17 protein-coding genes and 1 pseudogene are annotated in these 19,956 nt (G+C 72.4%); 8 read left to right on the top strand and 10 right to left on the bottom strand.

Features of this window, described 5'->3' with window-relative positions:
- Positions 1 to 30: 30 nt before the first annotated feature.
- The 4 genes from adhE to BR98_RS30705 form a co-directional block, all read right to left on the bottom strand.
- Complete coding sequence (adhE, locus tag BR98_RS30720; RefSeq protein ID WP_051970495.1) at positions 31 to 2,676, bottom strand: bifunctional acetaldehyde-CoA/alcohol dehydrogenase; 2,646 nt, start codon at positions 2,674 to 2,676, stop codon at positions 31 to 33.
- Between the two features lie 238 nt (positions 2,677 to 2,914).
- Entirely contained in the window at positions 2,915 to 3,352 is a 438-nt protein-coding gene (locus BR98_RS30715) for a universal stress protein (protein WP_083977183.1), read from the bottom strand.
- Between the two features lie 143 nt (positions 3,353 to 3,495).
- Positions 3,496 to 4,305, bottom strand: coding sequence for a universal stress protein (locus BR98_RS30710; protein WP_035849912.1), 810 nt, complete (start codon positions 4,303 to 4,305; stop codon positions 3,496 to 3,498).
- A gap of 40 nt (positions 4,306 to 4,345) precedes the next feature.
- Positions 4,346 to 6,727 carry a phosphoketolase family protein gene (locus tag BR98_RS30705; RefSeq protein WP_035849909.1) on the bottom strand — a complete coding sequence of 794 codons (2,382 nt, stop codon included), beginning with the start codon at positions 6,725 to 6,727 and terminating at the stop codon, positions 4,346 to 4,348.
- A gap of 317 nt (positions 6,728 to 7,044) precedes the next feature.
- Here BR98_RS30705 and BR98_RS40595 point away from each other — a divergent pair, with 317 nt between their 5' ends.
- The 3 genes and pseudogenes from BR98_RS40595 (at position 7,045) to BR98_RS30695 (ending at position 8,730) form a co-directional block, all read left to right on the top strand.
- Positions 7,045 to 7,149 (top strand): oleate hydratase, encoded by a 105-nt coding sequence (locus BR98_RS40595; RefSeq protein WP_198042312.1) that lies wholly within the window; start codon positions 7,045 to 7,047, stop codon positions 7,147 to 7,149.
- A gap of 47 nt (positions 7,150 to 7,196) precedes the next feature.
- Positions 7,197 to 7,708: pseudogene (locus BR98_RS30700) on the top strand (oleate hydratase).
- Positions 7,709 to 7,854: 146 nt separating this feature from the next.
- Positions 7,855 to 8,730, top strand: coding sequence for a universal stress protein (locus BR98_RS30695; protein ID WP_035849907.1), 876 nt, complete (start codon positions 7,855 to 7,857; stop codon positions 8,728 to 8,730).
- A 423-nt stretch (positions 8,731 to 9,153) separates the two neighbouring features.
- Here BR98_RS30695 and BR98_RS30690 read toward each other — a convergent pair whose 3' ends face one another.
- Genes BR98_RS30690 through BR98_RS30670 form a run of 5 tightly spaced genes read right to left on the bottom strand, consistent with a single transcriptional unit; the run spans position 9,154 to position 14,638 of the window.
- Positions 9,154 to 9,939, bottom strand: a complete 786-nt coding sequence (locus BR98_RS30690; RefSeq protein WP_035849905.1) for a ribosome hibernation promotion factor — start codon at positions 9,937 to 9,939, stop codon at positions 9,154 to 9,156.
- A gap of 22 nt (positions 9,940 to 9,961) precedes the next feature.
- Positions 9,962 to 10,957, bottom strand: coding sequence for a carbamate kinase (locus tag BR98_RS30685; protein WP_063774863.1), 996 nt, complete (start codon positions 10,955 to 10,957; stop codon positions 9,962 to 9,964).
- 2 nt (positions 10,958 to 10,959) lie between these two features.
- On the bottom strand, positions 10,960 to 11,964 hold the full coding sequence (gene argF, locus BR98_RS30680; RefSeq protein ID WP_035849902.1) for an ornithine carbamoyltransferase: 1,005 nt from the start codon (positions 11,962 to 11,964) through the stop codon (positions 10,960 to 10,962).
- Positions 11,965 to 11,987: 23 nt separating this feature from the next.
- Positions 11,988 to 13,211 carry an arginine deiminase gene (locus tag BR98_RS30675; RefSeq protein WP_035849900.1) on the bottom strand — a complete coding sequence of 408 codons (1,224 nt, stop codon included), beginning with the start codon at positions 13,209 to 13,211 and terminating at the stop codon, positions 11,988 to 11,990.
- A gap of 20 nt (positions 13,212 to 13,231) precedes the next feature.
- Positions 13,232 to 14,638 (bottom strand): amino acid permease, encoded by a 1,407-nt coding sequence (locus BR98_RS30670; RefSeq protein WP_035854424.1) that lies wholly within the window; start codon positions 14,636 to 14,638, stop codon positions 13,232 to 13,234.
- A gap of 420 nt (positions 14,639 to 15,058) precedes the next feature.
- Between BR98_RS30670 and BR98_RS30665 the strand changes: the two genes are divergently transcribed.
- From BR98_RS30665 to BR98_RS30650, 5 genes are all read left to right on the top strand, one after another.
- Positions 15,059 to 15,943, top strand: a complete 885-nt coding sequence (locus BR98_RS30665) for a universal stress protein (protein WP_035849897.1) — start codon at positions 15,059 to 15,061, stop codon at positions 15,941 to 15,943.
- A gap of 53 nt (positions 15,944 to 15,996) precedes the next feature.
- Positions 15,997 to 16,647, top strand: a complete 651-nt coding sequence (locus tag BR98_RS30660) for an Rv1733c family protein (RefSeq protein ID WP_035849895.1) — start codon at positions 15,997 to 15,999, stop codon at positions 16,645 to 16,647.
- A 37-nt stretch (positions 16,648 to 16,684) separates the two neighbouring features.
- Positions 16,685 to 16,843, top strand: a complete 159-nt coding sequence (locus BR98_RS39770) for a hypothetical protein (RefSeq protein ID WP_157537997.1) — start codon at positions 16,685 to 16,687, stop codon at positions 16,841 to 16,843.
- A 114-nt stretch (positions 16,844 to 16,957) separates the two neighbouring features.
- Positions 16,958 to 17,656 carry a response regulator gene (locus tag BR98_RS30655; RefSeq protein WP_035849893.1) on the top strand — a complete coding sequence of 233 codons (699 nt, stop codon included), beginning with the start codon at positions 16,958 to 16,960 and terminating at the stop codon, positions 17,654 to 17,656.
- 91 nt (positions 17,657 to 17,747) lie between these two features.
- Entirely contained in the window at positions 17,748 to 18,149 is a 402-nt protein-coding gene (locus BR98_RS30650) for a pyridoxamine 5'-phosphate oxidase family protein (protein WP_035849891.1), read from the top strand.
- A gap of 37 nt (positions 18,150 to 18,186) precedes the next feature.
- Here the strand turns inward: BR98_RS30650 and BR98_RS30645 are convergent, their stop codons facing one another.
- Positions 18,187 to 19,899 (bottom strand): GAF domain-containing sensor histidine kinase, encoded by a 1,713-nt coding sequence (locus tag BR98_RS30645; protein ID WP_035849889.1) that lies wholly within the window; start codon positions 19,897 to 19,899, stop codon positions 18,187 to 18,189.
- Positions 19,900 to 19,956: the final 57 nt, after the last annotated feature.

The raw sequence follows: 19,956 nt of genomic DNA, 5'->3' as shown, positions 1-19,956 counted from the left end.
GGTCGGGGTGCCCTTCTCGCTCGGTGGTGGTCAGGACCGGTCGCCGTAGAAGGCCTGGCGCATCAGCTGTTGCATGTCGGCGAGCAGCGGCATCCGGGGGTTGGCCGGGGCGCACTGGTCCTCGTAGGCGTTCATCGCCTGCTGCGGCAGGGCCGCCAGGAAGGCCGTCTCATCGACGCCGACTTCCTTGAAGGAGCGCGGAATACCCACCCGGTCGCGCAGTTCCTCGACCGCGGCGGCCAGGGACTCGACGCCCTGCTCGGGGGTGTCGGCGGGCAGGCCGAGCATCCGGGCGATGGCCTGGTAGCGCTCGGGGGCCACGTAGCTGCGGTACTTGGGCCAGCTGGTGACCTTGGCGGGGGCCACGCCGTTGTAGCGGATGACGTGGGGCAGCAGCAGCGCGTTGGTGCGGCCGTGGGCTACGTGGAAGGTGGCGCCCAGGGTGTGCGCCATGGCGTGCACGACGCCCAGGAAGGCGGAGCCGAAGGCCATGCCGGCGATGGTGCCGGCGTTGTGCATCTTCTCCCGCGCGGCGGGGTTGGTCGGGCCGTCGGTGACGGCCGGCTCCAGGTTGTCGAAGATCAGCCGGATGCCGTGCAGGGCCAGGCCGTCGGTGAAGTCGTTGGCGTAGACGGAGACGTAGGTCTCGATGCAGTGGGTGAGGGCGTCGAAGCCGGTGTCGGCGGTGACGTCCTTGGGCAGGTGGGTGGTGAGCGCCGGGTCGACGATGGCGACGCTCGGGGTGAGCGCGTAGTCGGCGAGCGGGTACTTCTGGCCGGTGGCGGTGTCGGTGATCACCGCGAACGGGGTGACCTCGGCTCCCGTGCCGGAGGTGGTCGGGATGCACACCAGCTTCGCCTTCTCGCCGAGGTCGGGGAAGGTGAAGGCGCGCTTGCGGATGTCGAAGAACTTCTCCTTCAGGTCGGCGAAGTCGACCTCCGGGTGCTCGTACATCAGCCACATCACCTTGGCCGCGTCCATCGGCGAGCCGCCGCCGAGCGCGACGATGGTGTCGGGCCGGAAATCGCGCATCAGCTCGGCGCCCCGCCGAACGGTGTCGATGCTCGGGTTGGGCTCGACGAAGTCGACCACCCGGACCTCGACCGGCTCCCGGCGGCGGTCCAGGATGCCCCGGACCCGCTCCAGGTGGCCGATCTCGACCATGGTCCGGTCGGTCACGATGACGATCCGGTGGGCATTCGGCATGCTCGCCAGGTACTTGATGCTGTTGCGCTCGAAGTAGATCTTCGGCGGGACCTTGAACCACTGCATGTTGGTGTTGCGCCGCCCGATCCGCTTGATGTTCAGCAGGTTCAGTGCCGAGACGTTCCCGGCCACGGAGTTGTGACCGTAGGAGCCGCAGCCGAGCGTCAGCGAGGGGGTGAAGGCGTTGTAGACGTCACCGATGCCGCCCTGCGAGCTGGGCGCGTTCCAGATGATCCGGCAGGCCTTGACGGCGTGCCCGAACTCCTCGACGAACGCCGGGTCCTCGGTGTGTACGGCAGCCGAGTGCCCAAGCCCGTTGAACTCCACCATCGCCGCGGCCAGTTCGACGCCCTCGCGACGCGAGGATGCGGTCAGCACGGCCAGCACCGGGCACAGCTTCTCCCGGGTCAGCGGCTCCGACGGCCCGATCCGCTCCACATCCGCCAGGATCACCGAGGTGTCGCCCGGCACCTCGAACCCGGCCGCCGCGGCGATCTCCGGGGCACTGCGGCCCACCACCTCCGCGTTCAACCGCTCCCCCGCGCAGGAGCTCCCCTCCCCTGCGCCGAACAGGTACCGCTCCAGCAGCGCCTTCTCCTCGGCGCTCGCGTGGTGCGCCTTCAGCGTGCGGAACTCGGCGAGCGCGGCCTCGCGGATCTCCGCGTCCAGGATGACGGCCTGCTCGGAGGCGCAGATCATGCCGTTGTCGAAGGTCTTCGACAGCACGATGTCGTTGACGGCCCGCTTCAGGTCGGCGCTCCTCTCGACGTAGGCGGGGACGTTGCCGGCGCCGACGCCGAGGGCCGGCTTGCCGCAGGAGTACGCGGCCCGGACCATGGCGTTGCCGCCCGTCGCCAGGATGGTGGCCACATCCGGGTGGTTCATCAGGGCGTGGGTGGCCGCCATCGACGGCTGCTCGATCCAATGGATGCAGGACTGCGGCGCTCCGGCCGCCACCGCAGCGTCCCGTACGATCCGGGCCGCCTCGGCCGAGCAGCGCTGCGCCGCGGGGTGGAAGGCGAACACGATCGGGTTGCGGGTCTTCAGCGCCAGCAGGCATTTGAAGATGGTGGTGGAGGTGGGGTTGGTGACCGGGGTGATGCCGGCGATCACGCCGACCGGCTCGGCGATCTCCACGATCCCGTCGATCTCGTCCCGGCGCACCACCCCGACGGTCTTCGTCCGGGCCATCACGTGGGTGACGTTCTCGCAGGCGAACACGTTCTTGACGGCCTTGTCCTCGAACAGGCCGCGCCCGGTCTCCTCGACCGCCAGGGCCGCGAGCGCGGTGTGCTTGGCCAGTGCCGCCAGGGACGCCTTCTTGACGATGTGGTCGACCTGCTCCTGGGTGAAGTCGGCGTACTCCCGAAGAGCCGTCAGCGCGTGGGCGACCAAGGCGTCGACGGCGGTGGTGCTGGCTGGGGCGGGGGCGGGAGGAGTCGGTTCCTCAACCTGCGGTCGGCGGGGCATGGCGGGACCACCTTTCGGTTCTTCATCCGGGGATCGTGCGCTGGCGGGCGTCGCTCGCGCTTACACCCACAGCCTTCCCGAGCAACGCCGTACAGGGAGGCGGCCGTTGGGGTACGCCTGCGGGCCGAAGGTCCCTCGTCCACAGGCTGCCGGGGTCACCACGTCCGGGGGCCGGACACGCCGGTGGCCGTGGCAGGACCTGGTGTCGGTCCTGCCACGGCCACCACCGCGTTGCCGGTCAGTCGTGCGGCACGACCGCGACCGGGCTGTGCGTGTGGTGCAGCACCGCGTGGGCCACGGCGCCCAGTCCGGGCACGGCCGGCCGGATCCTCGGGGTCCGTCGACCCACCACCACCAGCGAAGCGCTGCGGGATGCCTCCACCAGGGCCTTCCCGGCCGGCCAGCCGGTCACCTCGGCCTCGACCCGCACCTCGGGGAACTTCTCCCGCCAGGGCGCCAGCGCGTCCTGGAGCCGGACCAGCGCAGCAGCCGCCAGCGCGCTCGTGATCTCCGGCGGGTCCACCGGAGCCGCCGTCACGTACCGTCCGGTGGGCAGATCTCGGCTCTCCAACGCCCGCAGCTTCACTCCCCGTTCGGCGGCCTGCCCGAAGGCGAAGGCGAGTACCTCGGCACCGGGCCGAGCGCTGTCCACCCCCACCACCACAGCGTGAGACATGATCACGACCTCCTTCGTTTCTGCGGTCGCGGACCGATGTGCGCGACCTCGTGTCTGACGGACAGGCTCGCGCCGGGCGACGGCCGGTCACAGAGGCCGAGCAGCCCCTGACCGGTCCCGAAGGTCCCGGTCAGGGGCTGCTCTCACGCCTCGGGCACGACCGCCACCGGGCAGTCGGCGTGGTGCAGAACAGCGTGGGCCACCGGGCCGAGCAGGCCGACCCGATCCGCCGGGCGGCGGCCAAGCACCAGCAGCCGGGCCTTGGCCGACGCCTCCACCAGCGCCGGGCCCGGTGCGGCACCCTCGGTGTCCGCGACCACCTCGACCTCGGGATGGGCCGTCCTCCAGGGCTCCAGGACCCGGGCGAGCAGCGCGGCCTCGCCGATGCGGCCCTCGCCCACCCCCGCCGGACCTGCCCCGGCATGCACGACCCGCAGCGGGAGGCCGTAGCTCTGCGCGGCCAGGAAGGCGAAGAGCAGCGCCGCCTCGGCCGGGCGGCGGGCGTCCAGCCCCAGCACCACCTGCTCGCGCGGATGCGTGCCCGGGCCGTTCGCCGGGAGCAGCACCGTGGGACTGCCGGCCCAGGCGGCGACGTGCAGGGCGGTGGAGCCGACCCGAAGCTCCGGGAAGCCGCCGCTGCCGCGCGCCCCGAGGACCAGCAGCTCGGCGTCCTCGCCCGCGGCGACCAGCGCCGAGGTGACGGCATCGTGGACCTCGTCGGTGCGGACCAGCAACTGCGGGTGGCGCACCGCGAGGACGTGCCGGACCTCGTGGAGCAGGTCACCAGTGGCCCGGGCCTGTCGGCTCCAGCTGGGGAGCAGGTGCGGCATCAGGGGCAGGGCGTGCAGCACGCGCAGCGGGCGGCCGCGCAGCAGCGCCTCCCGTGCGGCCCAGTCGGCGGCCGCCAGGCTGGCCTCGGAGCCGTCCACGCCGACAGTGACGGGCAGGTCCATGGTGATCGTCTCCTTCGGGTGGAGCGCCTTTGGGTCCGGGTCAGCTGCCCGGCTGCCAGTCGGCGATCTCGGGCAGGTCGGTGCCGTGTTCGCGGATCCAGTCGTGGTGCCGGCTGCGCTGGTCGGCCATCTGCTGGCGGACGCCGGCGGCTCGGACGGCCAGGCCGGGGACGCGGTCGATGACGTCCATGACCAGGCGGTAGCGGTCGAGGTCGTTGCGCACGACCATGTCGAAGGGCGTGGTGGTGGTGCCGGACTCCTTGTAGCCGCGTACGTGCAGGTGCGGGTGGACGGTGCGGCGATAGGCGAGGCGGTGGATCAGCCAGGGGTAGCCGTGGTAGGCGAAGACCACCGGCTTGTCGCGGGTGAACAGGGCGTCGAACTCGGCGTCGGGCATGCCGTGCGGGTGCTCCTCGGCGGGCATCAGCCGGGCCAGGTCGACCACGTTGACCACCCGGACCGCCAGGTCCGGCAGGTGACGGCGCAGCAGTTCGGCGGCGGCGATCACCTCCTGGGTGGGCACGTCGCCGGCGCAGGCGAGCACCACGTCCGGCTCGCGACTGCCGTCATCGCTGCCGGCCCACTCCCAGATCCCGGCGCCGCGGGCACAGTGGGCGCGGGCCTCCTCCAGGCTCAGCCAATCGAAGCAGGGCTGCTTGCCGGCCACCACGACGTTGACGTAGTCGCGGCTGCGCAGAACGTGGTCGGCGACCGCGAGCAGGGTGTTGGCGTCCGGCGGGAAGTAGACCCGCACGGCCTCGGGGCTCTTGTTGAGCACGTGGTCGACGAAGCCGGGGTCCTGGTGCGAGAAACCGTTGTGATCCTGGCGCCAGACGTGCGAGGTGAGCAGGTAGTTGAGCGAGGCGATCGGCGCACGCCAGGGGATCTCTCGGCTGGTGCGCAGCCACTTGATGTGCTGGTTGACCATCGAGTCGACGATGTGGACGAACGCCTCGTAGCAGGAGAAGAGGCCGTGGCGGCCAGTGAGCAGGTAGCCCTCCAGCCAGCCCTGGCAGGTGTGTTCGGAGAGGATCTCCAGCACCCGGCCGTCGCGGGCCAGGTGCTCGTCGGTGGGCAGGGTGTCGGCCTGCCATGCCTTGCCGGTGGCGGCGTAGACGGCCTGGAGGCGGTTGGAGGCGGTCTCGTCCGGTCCGACGATCCTGAAGTCGCGGCGCTCGGCGGTGTCGGCCATCACCTGTTCGAGCAGGTCGCCGAGGACGCGGGTGGGTTCGTGGAGGGTGGCTCCGGGCTTGTCGACCGGGACGGCGTAGCGCTCCAGGGCGGGCAGGGGCAGCTCGCGCAGCAGCAGGCCGCCGTTGGCGTGCGGATTGGCGCCGAGACGGCGGCGGCCCTCGGGAAGGCAGGCGAGCACCTGCGCGGTGGGCTTACCGTGCTCGTCGAAGAGCTCCTCCGGCCGGTACGAGCGCAGCCAGGCCTCCAGCTGCGCGAGGTGCTCAGGGTTGTCACGGACCTGGTCGAGCGGCACCTGGTGGGCCCGCCAGGTGCCCTCGACCGGCACACCGTCCACCTCGTGCGGGCCGGTCCAGCCCTTGGGCGTGCGCAACACGATCAGCGGCCAGTGCGGGCGCCGGGTGGAGCCGTCGGTGCGGGCCTCGTACTGGATGGCGGCGATCTTGTCGAGTGCGGTGTCCATCGCGGCGGCCATCGCGCGGTGCACGGCCATCGGGTCCGCGCCGGTGACGTACAGCGGGTCGTGGCCGTAGCCGCGCAGCAGGGCGTCGAGTTCGGCCTCGGGCAGCCGGGAGAGCACCGTCGGGTTGGCGATCTTGTAGCCGTTCAGGTGCAGGACCGGCAGCACGGCGCCGTCGTGGACCGGGTCGAGGAACTTGTTACCGTGCCATGAGGCGGCCAGCGGGCCGGTCTCGGCCTCGCCGTCGCCGATCACACAGGCGACCAGCAGGGCGGGGTTGTCGAAGGCGGCTCCGTAGGCGTGCGAGAGGGCGTAGCCGAGTTCGCCGCCCTCGTGGATGGAGCCGGGAGTCTCGGGGGCGACGTGGCTGGGAACTCCGCCGGGGAAGGAGAACTGCCGGAACAGCTTCGCCATCCCGGCCTCGTCGCGGGTGACGGACGGGTAGGTGTCGGTGTAGCTGCCGTCCAGCCAGGAGCCGGCCAGCACCGCCGGGCCGCCGTGGCCGGGGCCCCAGACGCAGACGGTGTCCACGTCACGCCGCGAGATCACCCGGTTCAGGTGGGTGTACACGAGGTTCAGGCCCGGCGAGGTGCCCCAGTGGCCCAGCAGGCGGGGCTTGATGTGCTCGGGTGCCAGCGGCTCGCGCAGCAGCGGGTTGGCCATCAGGTAGATCTGACCGGCCGCCAGGTAGTTGGCTGCCCGCCAGTGGGCATCGAGCGCCCGCAGCTCGGCCTCGTCCGGCTCTCCGGGCGTTGAAGCGGTCACGGTCATGGCGGCGGTCTCCTTGGGAATCGGTCGACTTCGCTGGCCGCCGACGGCGGGCCATGTCCATCGTCACGCCCCGCACCCGGCCGGACACAGGGCCGACCGGGTCATGGCCCAGCGGCTGGGAGAGGGACTTGCGGCCCAGCCGAACCTCCCGCACAACCCGGGCGGGGCGTGATGGGCGCAACGCCGAGGACGAACGGCCCTGGAGCGCGGGGCCCGTCGGCCCGCGCGCCTGCGCCGGCGGAGGCGCCAGCGGAGGCTGGCGGCACCCCCTGCTGACTTGTCGCAGGGCCGGCCTCAGCGAACGAACGGAACACGACATGATCGACAGTGCGCGTCAGACGAATGCCTACCTGGTCGGCGGCGGGATCGCCGCCCTGGCCGCCGCGGCCTTCCTGATCCGGGACGGCGACATCCGCTGCTGAAGCGGATCGAGGAGTTCAGCGGCAACGCCCCGGGCACGGGCGCCCTGATGACCTTCAAGGACTCGCCCTGGCTGATGTCGATCGTCGTCCCCCGCCCGCCGCACTTCGACGGGCAGCCGGACGATGTGTTCACCCTGTGGGGCTACGGCCTGTTCATCGACACCCCGGCGAGCACACCGGCAAGGCCATGGCCGAGTGCACCGGGCAGGAGATCCTCAGCGAACTCCTGGGCCAGCTCGGCTTCGAGGCCATCGCCGACGAGGTCCGCGCCACCACGACCGTGACCACGGTGATGATGCCCTACATCACCAGCCAGTTCGCCCGCCGCGCCGTTCACGACCGCCCGCGCGTGATCCCGCACGGCGCCCGCAACTTCGCCTTCCTCGGCCAGTACGTCGAGATCCCCGAGGACGTCGTCTTCACCGTCGAGTACTCCGTGCGCGGCGCCATGCACGCCGTCTACCAGCTGCTCGGCCTCAAGCCGCCCATCCCGCCGGTCCACCACGCGCTCGCCGAACCCGCCACAGCCCTGCGGGCCCTGCGGACCGCCTTCGCGTGAACACCGCAACCGGGCCGGTGCCCGCTACAGGACCTTCGGACCGCGCGCCGGGCACCGGCCGGCCCTGGTCCGACAACCCGCGCCCACGAAGACTGGCCCGACACGATCACGCGTCCCGCGTACCCCACTCCGGAAAGGATTCACCCATGGCCGACCACCTGCTCGCCGCGATCGACGGCTCGGCGCAGAGCATCGCCGCCGCCCGCTGGGCGGCCGACGAGGCCGCCCGCCAGGGCCTTCCGCTGCGCCTGGTCCACGCCCAGACCTGGCTCGACGACCTCCACGCCGACCCCGGCCAACCGGCTGATGTCCGCGCCCTGACCACACGCATGCTGTCCGACGCCAAGCAGGCGATCCGGATCACCCATTCGAGCCTGGAGATCCGCGCCGAGCTGATCGGGGGCGGCGAGCCGGTCGACGTGCTGGTCGACGCGGCCGCCGACGCTCACATGCTGGTCCTCGGCTCCCGCGGGCTCGGCGGCTTCGGCGGACTCATGGTCGGCTCCATCGGTCTGGCCGTCGCCGCCCGCAGCGAGGTCCCCACCGTGCTGGTCCGCTCCGGCGAGACCGAGCGCCCCGCCCAGCCCGACGGACCCGAGGTGGTCGTCGGTGTCGACACCCGCGAGCCCGCCGCGGACGTCCTCGACTTCGCCTTCCGCGAGGCCGTCCGGCGCGGCGCGGTGCTACGCGCCGTGCACGGCTGGACGCCGCCGCCGGTGTGGGGCTACGCCGGCTGGGTGCCCCCGCAGCCGGAGGCCGAGCAGTTCCGGACGATCGAGGACGAACTCCTCACGCTGGCGATGACCGGCTGGCAGGAGAAGTACCCCGAGGTCGTGGTGGTCCGGGACAGCCGGATCGGCAGCGGAGCGGCGGCCCTGGTCGATGCCTGCGCCGACGCGGAACTCCTCGTGGTGGGCCGCCGGCGCCGCCCGCACCACCACGCCGGCATGCGGCTCGGGCCGGTCGCTCACGCCGTACTCCACCACGCGCAGTCACCTGTAGCTGTCGTCCCGCACGACTGACCCGCCCACAACATCGAGGGTGGTGGACTCCGGCAAGCCCGGGCGTCCACCACCCTCTTCGCTGTCCCGGCCTGTACCGACCTTCCGAGGGCGTTCGCCGGACCCGGCACCTGACGGTGATCCGCCCGGATCGGCCGGGAACGTGACCTGCCACCCGTCACCGCCGCCCAGTGCCGTGGAGTCCTGGACGAGTGGACCGTGTCCGACGCGAACCGCTGCCACGCCACCGGAGCTGCGCCGCCGGCGCACGGCGCAAGCAGCGCGCCGGACCGACGAGGCAAGACCCACCGGGCAATTGCGCTGACCGGGTTCCCCGCCACCGTGCAGCGGGCACGCGAGAGCCGGGGACGGCCCCACACCGTCCCCGGCTCTGCTCTTCGTGCCCGGCCGAACCCCCACGGCCGCCGGGCCTGACCCATGCCTCTACAGCACGGGAGTGATGAGGCCGTAGTGGCCGTCGTAGCGGTGGTACAGCACATTCCCGCGGCCGGTGGCAGCGTCGGTGAAGAACACGAACGGCAGGCCGCTGAGGTCCAGGCGCGCGACCGCGTCGGCCGCATCGAGCTGCGGCACGTCGAGCGTGGTCACCGGCAGCCCGGGCACCGGTTCGGCCTGCGGGTCGGTGGTGGTCAGCCGGTACCCGTCGTCGGCCGGGTCGCGGTGGACCACGCTGTCGCAGCCGCTCGCCGCGTCGGTGAACAGGTGGAAGTCGTAGTCCATGGCTTCCAGTTCGAACACCGCCTCCCAGGCCGTCTGCCGCGCCAGGCTGTAGGACTTGTGCCGCACGATCCGCCGCTCCTGTTCACCGCGGGCGTGGCGCTGCGGGCGGTGCTCGTGTCGGGCGCCGTCCGGCAGGCCGACCGGTGCGCTCGCGTGGTGGCGGTGGTGCTCCCGGTGGTGGCGGACGCGGGCGATCCGGGCGTTCAGGCGGTCCTGGAGCAGGTCGACGGCCTCCTGCATGGTGGCGGCGGCCACGTGGGCCCGAACCGGCCTGCCGTTCAGGTCCACGATGGCTTGGGCGAGCGACGGCTTGGCCATCGCGTGGTTGGCCTCCTGGGTGAGCTTCACCCGGGCGGCGAGGACCGGCTCGTCCAGCCGCGCCAGCACGGCGAGCATCTTCGTCCGGGCGTAGTCGGGTGCGGCCAGGGTGACCTCGCCGCGGGTCTCCACCAGGACATCGGTGGTGGGCCCGGTCTGCAGACGGTTCATCACAGTTCCCTTCGTGGTGGGTTCAGGCTGCCGCGTGCGGTGCGGCGGGGCCGTGGGCCGCAGGTCCTGCCGGCAGGGCCGCAGGTCCCCGACCACCCGGCGCGGGCAGTGCGCGGACCGTGGTGCCGGTGGTGCCGAGGAGCGCGCCGAGGGCGTCGTCCAGCGGGCCGATGGCGGCGAGGTTGCCGGTCCGTTCGGCGAACGCCGCGGCGGCCTCGGCCTTGGGACGCATCGAGCCGGCGGGCAGGTCGAGCTCGTGCAGCCGGCTGGGGGTGACGGTGGTGAGCGGGCCGGGGTGGGCCGCGCCGAAGCGGGTGAACACGTGGGTGACGTCGGTGAGGATCAACAGGGCGTCGGCGTCGAGCTGTTCGGCGAGCAGGGCGGCGGTGCGGTCCTTGTCGACCACGGCCTCCACGCCCCGCACCTGGCCGGTGTCCGGGTTGCGGACGACCGGGATGCCACCGCCGCCGGCGGCGATCACGACGGCTCCGGTCGCCAGCAGAGCGCGGACGGCGGGCACCTCGGTGATCGCCTTCGGCAGGGGCGAAGGGACCGTGCGCCGCAGGTGGTCGCCGTCGCGGGCACAGGTCCAGCCGCGGTCGAGCTCCATCATCCTGGCCTGATGGTCGGTGAGTTGGCCGCCGATGAACTTGTCGGGGTGCTTGAAGGCGGGATCGTGGGGGTCGACCTCGGTGTGGGTGACCAGGGCGGTGACGGCGCGGCCGGGCAGGCGGCCGGTGAGTTCGCGGGCGAGCAGGGTGCCGATCATGCCCTGGGTCTGCGCGCCGAGGATGTCCAGCGGGTAGGGGACGGTCAGGGCCGGGTCGCTCTCGCTCTCGACGGCGAGCAGGCCGATCTGCGGCCCGTTGCCGTGGGTGATCACGAGTTCGTTTCCGGCGAGGACGAGTTCGGCCAGTGATCGGGCGGCGTCATGGATGTGGTGCTGCTGGACGGCGGCGTCGGGGTGTTCGCCCCGCTGGAGCAGGGCGTTTCCGCCGAGGGCGGCGACGATGCGCATGGTCAGTCCCTCCCGAGGGTGGCGACGAGGATCGCCTTGATGGTGTGCATGCGGTTCTCCGCCTGGGTGAAGACCAGGGAGGCGGGCGACTCGAAGACCTCGTCGGTGACCTCCAGGCCCTCCAGGCCGTGTTCGGTGGCGAGTTCGGCGCCGAGGTCGGTGCGCCGGTCGTGCAGGGCCGGCAGGCAGTGCAGAAGGGCGGTGTCCGGGTTGCCGGTGGCGGCCATGGTCTTGGCGTTGATCTGGTACGGGAGCAGCAGGTCGATGCGCTCCTTCCACCGGTCGTGGTCCTCGCCCATCGAGACCCAGACGTCGGTGTAGAGGTAGTCGGCGCCGCGCACGGCGTCCTCGGCCCGGTCGGTGAGGGTGAAGCGGGCGCCGCTCTCCTGCCCGAGCAGCAGGCACTCGGAGACCAGCAGCGGGTCGGGCCACAGCTCGCGCGGGGCGGCGATCCGCACGTCCATGCCGAGCAGACTGCCCATCACCATGAGCGAGTTGGCGGTGTTGTTGCGGGCGTCGCCCAGGTAGCAGAAGGAGATCTGCTCCAGCGGCTTGCGGCTGTGCTCGCGCATGGTGAACACGTCGCACAGGCTCTGGGTGGGGTGGCACTCGTCGGTGAGGCCGTTGTAGACCGGCACGCCGGCGTGGTGGGCGAGTTCGGTGACGGTGTCCTGGGCGAAGCCGCGGTACTCGATGCCGTCGTACATCCGCCCGAGCACCCGGGCGGTGTCGGCCACCGACTCCTTGTGGCCGATGTGGGAGCTGTCGGGGCCGAGGTAGGTGGTGGTGGCGCCCTGGTCGGCGGCGGCGACTTCGAAGGCGCAGCGGGTGCGGGTGGAGTTCTTCTCGAAGATCAGCGCGAGGCGCCTGCCGGTGAGGTGCCGGCGCTCGGTGCCGGCCGCGCGAGCGGCCTTGAGGTCGGCGGCGAGGTCGAGCAGCTGGTGGATCTCGGCCGCGGTGAAGTCGAGTTCGCGCAGGTAGTGGCGGCCGTGCAGGTTGGCGGTCATGACGGATTCCTCCTGGGGGACAGTTAGTTGGCGGGGTCGCGCTGGACGGGACAGCTCATGCAGCGCGGGCCGCCGCGGCCGCGGCCCAGCTCGGATCCGGCGATGGTGACGATCTCGATGCCCTGCTTGCGCAGGTGGGTGTTGGTGGTGGTGTTGCGCTCGTAGCCGACGACCACACCGGGTTCGAGGGCGAGGAAGTTGCTGCCGTCGTCCCACTGCTCGCGCTCGGCGGCCCGCACGTCCTGCTCTGCGGACAGGAGGCTGACCTTGTCCAGGCCGAGCGCCTCGGCGAGGGAGGCGGCCAGGTCGGTGTCGGGGGTGGCGTCGAAGCCTGCGGGGCGCTCGGGGGCGGGGGTGAGGGTCCAGGAGTGCAGCCGGTCGGCCAGGCCCGGATAGACGGCGAAGGTGTCGCGGGCGATCATCGTCATGACGGTGTCCAGGTGCATGAACGCGCGGCTTTCCGGGAGCCGCACCGCGATCAGCCGGTGCGCGGTGTTGGTCAGGAACAGCTGCTGGGCCAGGGCTTCGACGGCCTGGGCGGTGGTGCGCTCTCCCATCCCGACCATGACCACACCCGGTGCGAGCACGTGCACGTCGCCGCCCTCCAGGCTCAGGCCGGGAGCCGTGGTGGTGCCGTCGAGCAGCGGGGGCGGGGCTTGCGCGAACAGCGGGTGGAAGCGGTAGATCGCGGCGGTGTGCAGGGTCTCCCGGCGGCGGGCGGGCCTGGCCATCGGGTTGAGGCTGTAACGGCCGCCGATCCAGCAGGAGTTGTCGCGCGGGAAGAGGTGGTTGGGCAGTGGCGGCAGCGCGAAGTCCTGCTCGCCGAGCGTGCGCCAGACCAGGCTGTGCGGGTTGCGCAGCGGCAGATCGGTCTTGAGGACGCCGCCGATCAGGTACTCGGCCAGGGTCTGGCCGTCGAGTTGCCGGCACAGCTCGTGGACCGGCTCCACCAGGGCGGGGCCGACGGTGGCCGGGGTGACGACCTGGCCGAGCAACCAGGCTCTGGCCGGAGCGAGGTCGAGCGTCTCGGCGAACAGGTCGGCGTAGTGGTGGACGCGCACGCCGTGGTCGCGCAGCACCTGGGCGAAGGCGTCGTGCTCCTCGCGGGCCCGCTTGGCCCACAGGATGTCATCGAAGAGCAGCTCGTCGACGTTGCGCGGGGTCAGCCGGGACAGTTCCAGTCCCGGGCGGTGCAGGATCACCTGGCGCAGGCGGCCCGCCTCGGAATCGACACGCATGGTGGACATGGGTGGTGCTCCTTCGGGGTTCAGTGCTGATGACGTGCGGTCAGCGCACGGCGCAGGATGGTCGGCAGGCCCACCGGGTGGGCGGCGCGGGCCGCCTTCGGCAGGGGCGCAGCGGTGGGGCCTGCGGGCTCGGCCTCGGTGGGTCCGGTCAAGGCTGCGGTCTGGGCCGCGGTCTTCGGGCGCTTCAGCCAGATGTAGACGGGGATGCCGAGCAGGATGGTGAACAGGCCGTAGTAGACGGTCTGGTAGCCGCTGCCCTGGATCGACCAGTACGAGAAGGCGAGGGCGAGCAGCGCAACGGTGACGTCGCGGGCGAAGCGCCGCCGCTCCAGTTGCTGACGGCCGCGCACCACCAGCCAGGACAGCTGGGCGGCGGCCGAGACCAGGTACGGGATGACGGCGGTGAGCACGCTCAGCAGCACGATCTCGGTGAAGACCTTGGTGAAGCGGGTGTAGCTGACCACGGTCAGCACCGAGGCCAGGACGGTGGCCGAGACGATGCCGAAGGCCGGCACCGCGCCGGGCCCGCGGGTGCCGGCGAAGGCGGCCGGGAAGAGCCCGTCGCGGGCCGCCGCCAGCGGCATCTCGGCGCAGATCAGGGTCCAGCCGTTCAGTGCGCCGAGGCCGGAGATGATCGCCGCGGCGGCGACCAGGTTGCCGGCCCAGTGGCCGCCCGCGATGTTGTTCATGGCGTCGGTGAACGGCGCGGTGGAGGAGCCGAGTCGGGTGTGCGACACGGTACCGAAGACCGCCAGGGTGCCGAGGAGGTAGATCGCGGCGCAGGCCAGCGTGCCGTACACGGTGGCCCGCGGCACGTTCCGCTTCGGCTCCCGGACCCGGCCGGCCGCCACCGAGGCGGTCTCCAGGCCGATGTAGCTGAACAGCGCGATCGCTCCGGCGGCCGACACGGCGCCCAGCGCCGAGCCGCCGCTCGCGTTGAACGCGCCGAAGTTCCCCGCCTTGATGAAGAGCAGGCCGGCCGTTGCCATGAACGCCAGCGGCAGGAACTTCAGCGCCGTGGTCACCACCTGGAAGGCGCCGATGTTGCGCACACCGGTCAGGTTGACGATCGCCGGAAGCCACAGGCCCGCCAGCGCGATCCCGGCCGAACCCCAGGTGTGGTGGCCCTTGTTGACGAACACCTCGACGTAGCCGACCCAGGCCACCGCGATGGCCGCGTTCCCGGCCCAGGCCGTGATCCAGTACGACCAGGCGGTCAGGAACCCGGCGAACTCGCCGAACGCCTCCCGGGCGTAGACGTACGGTCCGCCACTTCCCGGCACCCGCTCCGACAACCGCCCGAAGACCATCGCCAGTGCCAGCGCGCCGATCGTCACCAGCACGAACGCCACCAGCGCGATCGGCCCGTACGGTGCCAGCGCGGACGGCAGCGCGAACACCCCGGTACCGATGACGCTGCCGACCACCAGCGCGGTCGCGGCGGGAAGCCCGAAGCCGCCGCCTGCTCCTGCGGTTCCGTCAACCGGCTTGCCCTGCTGTGTTCTTCCGCGACCGTGTGCGGACATCGAGTACTCCTTTGCGATGTGCTCCGGGGAGACGGACACCGGTGCGTCCGTCGCTCACGGTGAAGATCCTGAGGTCCCGACCGACGGTCACCCCAGGGACCATCGGGCCCTGTTCACGGCGCCACCGGTCCCCTCCCCACGCCCCACTGGTCCCGGGGCCCCACCAGCCCGGGATCCGCTGCGGCCAGGGACCACTGGCCCACCCCTCGGTCCGGTCGGTCCCTGGGCCCGACCGGATCCCCACCGAGAGAGTTCTCTCAGCGAAGGACCGAGCAGACGTCCTGACCGCAGGGTCAGCCGACGACCTGGAGGAGAGCACTGATGACCCGCCATGTCCTGACCGGGATCGACGGATCCCCGAGCAGCCAGAGCGCGGCCTCCTGGGCCGCCGGGGAAGCGCAACGCCGTGGCGCTCCGCTGCGGCTGCTGCACGCCTGGCCCTGGCTCAGCCCACAGGACGCCGAGGACACCGGCGACTTCCGGCCCGGCGACCTGCGCCCGGCCGCGCTCCGGGCGCTGTCCGAGTGCGCCGAGCGCATCCGCCTTGACCACCCCGGGCTCGTCATCGAGACCGCCGTGATCGGAGACGATCCGGTCGACGCGCTGGTCAAGGCGGCTGAAGGCCAGGAACTCCTCGTACTCGGCTCACGCGGCCTCGGCGGCTTCGCCGGCCTGCTGACCGGCTCGGTCGCACTGGCGGTGGCGGCTCGCGTCAACGCCCCGGCGGTCCTGGTCCGGGCCGACCGGCCCGCCTCGGCCCACAACGGCGCGGTGTCCCGGGGCGAGGTCGTCGTCGGGGTCGACACCCGTCAATCCGCCGGCGCCGTAGTCGACTTCGCCTTCGCCGAGGCCGCCCGGCGCGGCGTGCGCCTGCGGGCCGTCCACGGCTGGGATCCGGTGCCGCTGTGGGCCGCCACCAGCTGGGTTCCGCCGCGCTCGGAGATCGCCGCGCGGGAGGCCGCCGTGAAACGCCTGCTCACCGAATCGCTCGCCGCGGGGCGAGCTGCTCACCCGGACGTCCCGCTCGTCGTCGAGGTCCGGCACGGCAGCGCGGCCCGCGCCGTCGTCACAGCCGGTGAAGGCGCCGACCTGGTCATCGTCGGCCGCCACGACCGCCACCACCCCCTGGGCATGCGGCTCGGTCCCGTCACCCACGCCGTGCTCCACCACGCCGCCGCCCCGGTCGCGGTGATCCCGCACGCCTGAGCCCGCCTCGCCCGTTCCCAGCCGCTCACCCACCGCCGAAGGGCAGTCCGACCATGACCCGCACTCCCCGCACCCCTCCCATCCGCCCGTGGCGCCGCGGCCTGTGCCGGGCACTCGGCGCCGAACGCAACGAGCTGGCCCGGCCCGAGGACCGGGCCCGCAGCCGAGCCGGGCTCCTCGCCGCCGTGGCCACCGCCCTGGCCCTCATGCTCGGTGCTACCGCCGCGTGGACCGATTTCGACTCGGCCGAGCATCGCGTCGCTGCGGCGGCGACCCGCCTGCACCACCTGAACGCCGTCCTGCTCACCTCGACCAGCACCACGACCGACACAACCGACACCGCGGCCCCCCGCTACCAGGCCACGGCCGCCTGGACGTACCCCGCCGGGCAACAGCAGTCCGGCACCGTGGGCGTCAGCCGACAGGCCCAGGCGGGCTCCACCGTCGGCGTCTGGGTCGCCGACACTGGCAGGCTGACCACCGCCCCGGCCGGCACCGCCGACCTCGTCTCCGACGCCGTCATCGTGGGCCTGCTCGCCGTGGGCCTCCTGTTCGTCCTCATCGCCGCCGGCCTGGGCCTGCGCCTTCGATCGCTGGACCACCGTGCCGACACTGCCTGGCAGCGCGCCTGGGCCGAGCTGGAACCCGTTTGGACCGGACGGGCCGCCCGCCGGCCCGGCACCGACGGTCCTCGGCGCAGCTGAACCCGGCGTACCTCCGACACCGGACCTGCGTGCGCGGATGGCTGACCCGGAACACGGCCGCTGCGCCCCGCAGATGCTGCTGCGCATCGGCTATGGACCGGCCGGCTGCCCCACTCCCCGACGCCGCGTCGAGTTACCGGAGGCGGACGGTCAGGACTCGGCTGCGGCCCAGTCGGCCGGCTCCATCCGCCCGTGACCGGGAGAAGTAGGGCCGTCCGGCCCTACCGCACGCGGCTGAGCGACAGGCAGACTGCCCAACGATCCCCACTCGTCCCGTTCCGGCGGCGGGTCCAGCAGGTACGGAGAAGTGATGGCAGACAGCACGGCGGACCGGGCGAGCGACCCGGTGAAGGTGTTCCTGCTCGACGACCACGAGGTGGTCCGGCGCGGCGTGCACGACCTGCTGGACGCAGAACCCGACCTGACCGTGGTCGGCGAGGCCGGCACGGTCGAGCAGGCACTCGCCCGGGTACCCGCACTCCGTCCCGACGTGGCGATCCTCGACATGCGACTGCCGGACGGCGACGGCGTGACCGTCTGCCGCGAGCTGCGCTCGCGCATGCCCGAGCTGGCCTGCCTGATCCTCACCTCCTTCGACGACGAGGAGGCGCTGCTGGACTCCATCATGGCCGGAGCCGCCGGCTACGTGCTGAAGCAGATCAGCGGCACCGACCTCGTCTCCGCCGTCCGCACGGTCGCCTCCGGGCAGTCCATGCTCGACCCCGGAGCCACCACCCGCCTGATGGCCCGCCTGCGCGGCGACACCGCCCCGCAGACCTCTGACCTCCCCCAGCTCACCGACCGCGAGCGGGAGATCCTCGCCCTGATCGGCGAGGGCCTGACCAACCGACAGATCGGCCAGCGCCTCTACCTCGCCGAGAAGACCGTCAAGAACCACATCTCCCGTCTGCTGGCCAAGCTCGGCGTGGAGCGCCGGGTCCAGGCCGCCGTCATCGCCACTCAAGCCCTAGCCGCCCACGACAAGGCAGCCGGCCGGCGCGTCCCCTGATTCCTGCCCCTGGCAGTCGGGCCGCCCGGCCACCGGCCGGGGGACCAACGGCCTCTCCCGCACCCACCGGCACCGGACGACCATCAATGCCATGACACCTGACACCGCGCCGCTCGATGAGCGGCACTGCCTGCGCCTGCTGGCCGGGGCACCGGTCGGGCGCGTCGTCTACACCGTCGGCGCTCTGCCCGCTGTCCTGCCGACCCGCTACCGCCTCGACGATGACGGCAGCGTCGTGCTGCAGGCCACCGCCGGCTCCGAGTTCCTTCGCGCGGTCGCGGGGACACTCGTCGCCTTCCAAGCCGACGAAATCAGCACAGCCGACGGCAGCGGCTGGAGCGTCACCCTCCTCGGCACGGCCGAGACCACCGGGGAAGGTGCTGCCGCTCGGGCCCCCGCTGCGCCGCCCGCCGGCCAGGTGACCGTCCGGATCCGCCCCGAGTGGGTAACCGGCCGCCTCCTGCCCGCCGCCGCCCTTGCCCCGCACCGCTGACACCGAAAACGCGCGGCCACGTTCCCCTCGGCAGCGATCAGCCCTCCAACGGCACCGTCCAGACGAGCCGGGCCCCGCCCTCGGGCGGACTCGACACTTCCAGCGCCCCGCCCAGGCTCTCGGCACGGTCCGCCAGGTTGCGCAGCCCACTGCGCCGCCCCTGCTCCGGGATGCCAACACCGTTGTCCTGCACGGTCAGCACCACCTCGGCTCCAGTCGCCCGCAACGCCACCTCGACCCGGCCGGCCTTCGCGTGCCGGGCCGTGTTGCTCAATGCCTCGCCCAGCACCGCCACCACGTGATCGGCCACCTGGCCCGGAACGTCCGTGTCGAGCAGGCCTTCCATGCTCAGCCTCGGCGCGAAGCCCAGCGCCGCCTGCGCCTCCTCGACCACCCGCACCACCCGCGAACGCAGCCCCTGGGCCACCGAATCCTCGCGCGCCCTCAGGCCGAAGATCGTCGAGCGGATGATCTTGATCGTCTCGTCCAGGTCCCCGACAGCTCGCAGCACTCGATCCGAAGCTCCGGGGTGCTCGATGAACCGGGCCGCGCTCTGCAACGTCATCCCGGTCGCGAACAGCCGCTGGATGGCCAGGTCGTGCAGGTCACGGGCGATTCGGTCGCGGTCCTCCAGCATCGCCAGCTGCTCGGCGTCCCGGCGCCGGTCCGCCAGTTCCAACGCCAGCGCGGCCTGGTCGGCGAACCCGAGCAGCGGACCGATCTCGCGCTCCGTGAAGGCCCGCTCCGCTGTTTGCCTGGCCAGCAGCAGCACCCCCTCGATCTGCCCGTCCGCCCGGCCCAGCGGCACGGCCACCGCCGGCCCCAGGCCGGAGAACCTGCGCGGCCCGCCGGTCAGCCGGGGGTCCTCGGCCAGATCGAGGGTCGTGACCGGGGAACCGAGGCTGAACGCCTCCCCCGACAGCGTCCCGGTCAGCGGCAGGTGGATCCCCGACCGCGCGGACGGGTCGCCCCCCAGGGCCAGTTCGACCCGCAGCCCATCGCCGTCTCCCTCGCGCACCGACAGGTCGACCAGCTCGGCACCGGTGATCTCCAGCGCCCGCCGCGCGATCAGCTCCATCACCTCGCCGCGCGTGGCACCCGACAGCAGGCCACGGGTGATCTCCGCGCTCGCGCTCAGCCACCGTTGCTGGCTCTGCGCCTCCTCATAGAGGCGCGCGTTGTCGATCGCCACCCCCGCGGCCACCGCCAGCGTCGCGATCACCGACTCGTCGTCGGCGTCGAACTGCTCCCCGTTCCTCTTGTCCGTCAGGTAGAGGTTGCCGAACACCTCCTCCCGCACCCTCACCGGCACCCCGAGGAAGGTCCGCATCACCGGGTGGTGCGCCGGGCAGCCGTGCGAGGCCGGGTGCGCGGCCAGATCCGCCAGCCGCAGCGCCTCGGGGTGGTGGATCAGCTCGCCGAGGATCCCCTTGCCGGTCGGATACGGCCCGATCCGGCCGATCTCCTCCTCGTCCAGACCCACGGTCAGGAACTGGGACAACGACTCGCCGTCCGGACCGATCACCCCCAGCGCCGCGTACCGGGCGTCCACCAGCACCGTGGCAGCCTCCACGATCCGCCGCAGCACCTGCGTCAGATCCAGCTCTCGGCCCACCGACAGCACCGCCTCCAGCAGGCTGTGCACACGGTCACGGGTACCCCGGGCCGCGTCGATCCGCGCCTGCAACTCCTCCAGCAGCTCGTCCAGCCGCAGCTGCGGGATCCGCGACCGCACCTCGTCCCCGCCCACGCGAGCCTCCTCGCCTCTGTCCACCGACCGGTCGATTCTGGCAGACGCCCGTCTGGA

Source organism: Kitasatospora azatica KCTC 9699 (assembly GCF_000744785.1).
GTDB classification, from domain to species: Bacteria; Actinomycetota; Actinomycetes; order Streptomycetales; family Streptomycetaceae; genus Kitasatospora; species Kitasatospora azatica.
This window is presented reverse-complemented; position numbering and strand designations above follow the sequence as displayed.

Bases quoted from the DNA above. Each gene is read 5' to 3' on its own strand.
- adhE (WP_051970495.1), bottom strand. From the start codon at position 2,676: ATGCCCCGCCGACCGCAGGTTGAGGAACCGACTCCTCCCGCCCCCGCC.
- BR98_RS30715 (WP_083977183.1), bottom strand. From the start codon at position 3,352: ATGTCTCACGCTGTGGTGGTGGGGGTGGACAGCGCTCGGCCCGGTGCC.
- BR98_RS30710 (WP_035849912.1), bottom strand. From the start codon at position 4,305: ATGGACCTGCCCGTCACTGTCGGCGTGGACGGCTCCGAGGCCAGCCTG.
- BR98_RS30705 (WP_035849909.1), bottom strand. From the start codon at position 6,727: ATGACCGTGACCGCTTCAACGCCCGGAGAGCCGGACGAGGCCGAGCTG.
- BR98_RS40595 (WP_198042312.1), top strand. From the start codon at position 7,045: ATGATCGACAGTGCGCGTCAGACGAATGCCTACCTGGTCGGCGGCGGG.
- BR98_RS30695 (WP_035849907.1), top strand. From the start codon at position 7,855: ATGGCCGACCACCTGCTCGCCGCGATCGACGGCTCGGCGCAGAGCATC.
- BR98_RS30690 (WP_035849905.1), bottom strand. From the start codon at position 9,939: ATGAACCGTCTGCAGACCGGGCCCACCACCGATGTCCTGGTGGAGACC.
- BR98_RS30685 (WP_063774863.1), bottom strand. From the start codon at position 10,957: ATGCGCATCGTCGCCGCCCTCGGCGGAAACGCCCTGCTCCAGCGGGGC.
- argF (WP_035849902.1), bottom strand. From the start codon at position 11,964: ATGACCGCCAACCTGCACGGCCGCCACTACCTGCGCGAACTCGACTTC.
- BR98_RS30675 (WP_035849900.1), bottom strand. From the start codon at position 13,211: ATGTCCACCATGCGTGTCGATTCCGAGGCGGGCCGCCTGCGCCAGGTG.
- BR98_RS30665 (WP_035849897.1), top strand. From the start codon at position 15,059: ATGACCCGCCATGTCCTGACCGGGATCGACGGATCCCCGAGCAGCCAG.
- BR98_RS30660 (WP_035849895.1), top strand. From the start codon at position 15,997: ATGACCCGCACTCCCCGCACCCCTCCCATCCGCCCGTGGCGCCGCGGC.
- BR98_RS39770 (WP_157537997.1), top strand. From the start codon at position 16,685: ATGGCTGACCCGGAACACGGCCGCTGCGCCCCGCAGATGCTGCTGCGC.
- BR98_RS30655 (WP_035849893.1), top strand. From the start codon at position 16,958: ATGGCAGACAGCACGGCGGACCGGGCGAGCGACCCGGTGAAGGTGTTC.
- BR98_RS30650 (WP_035849891.1), top strand. From the start codon at position 17,748: ATGACACCTGACACCGCGCCGCTCGATGAGCGGCACTGCCTGCGCCTG.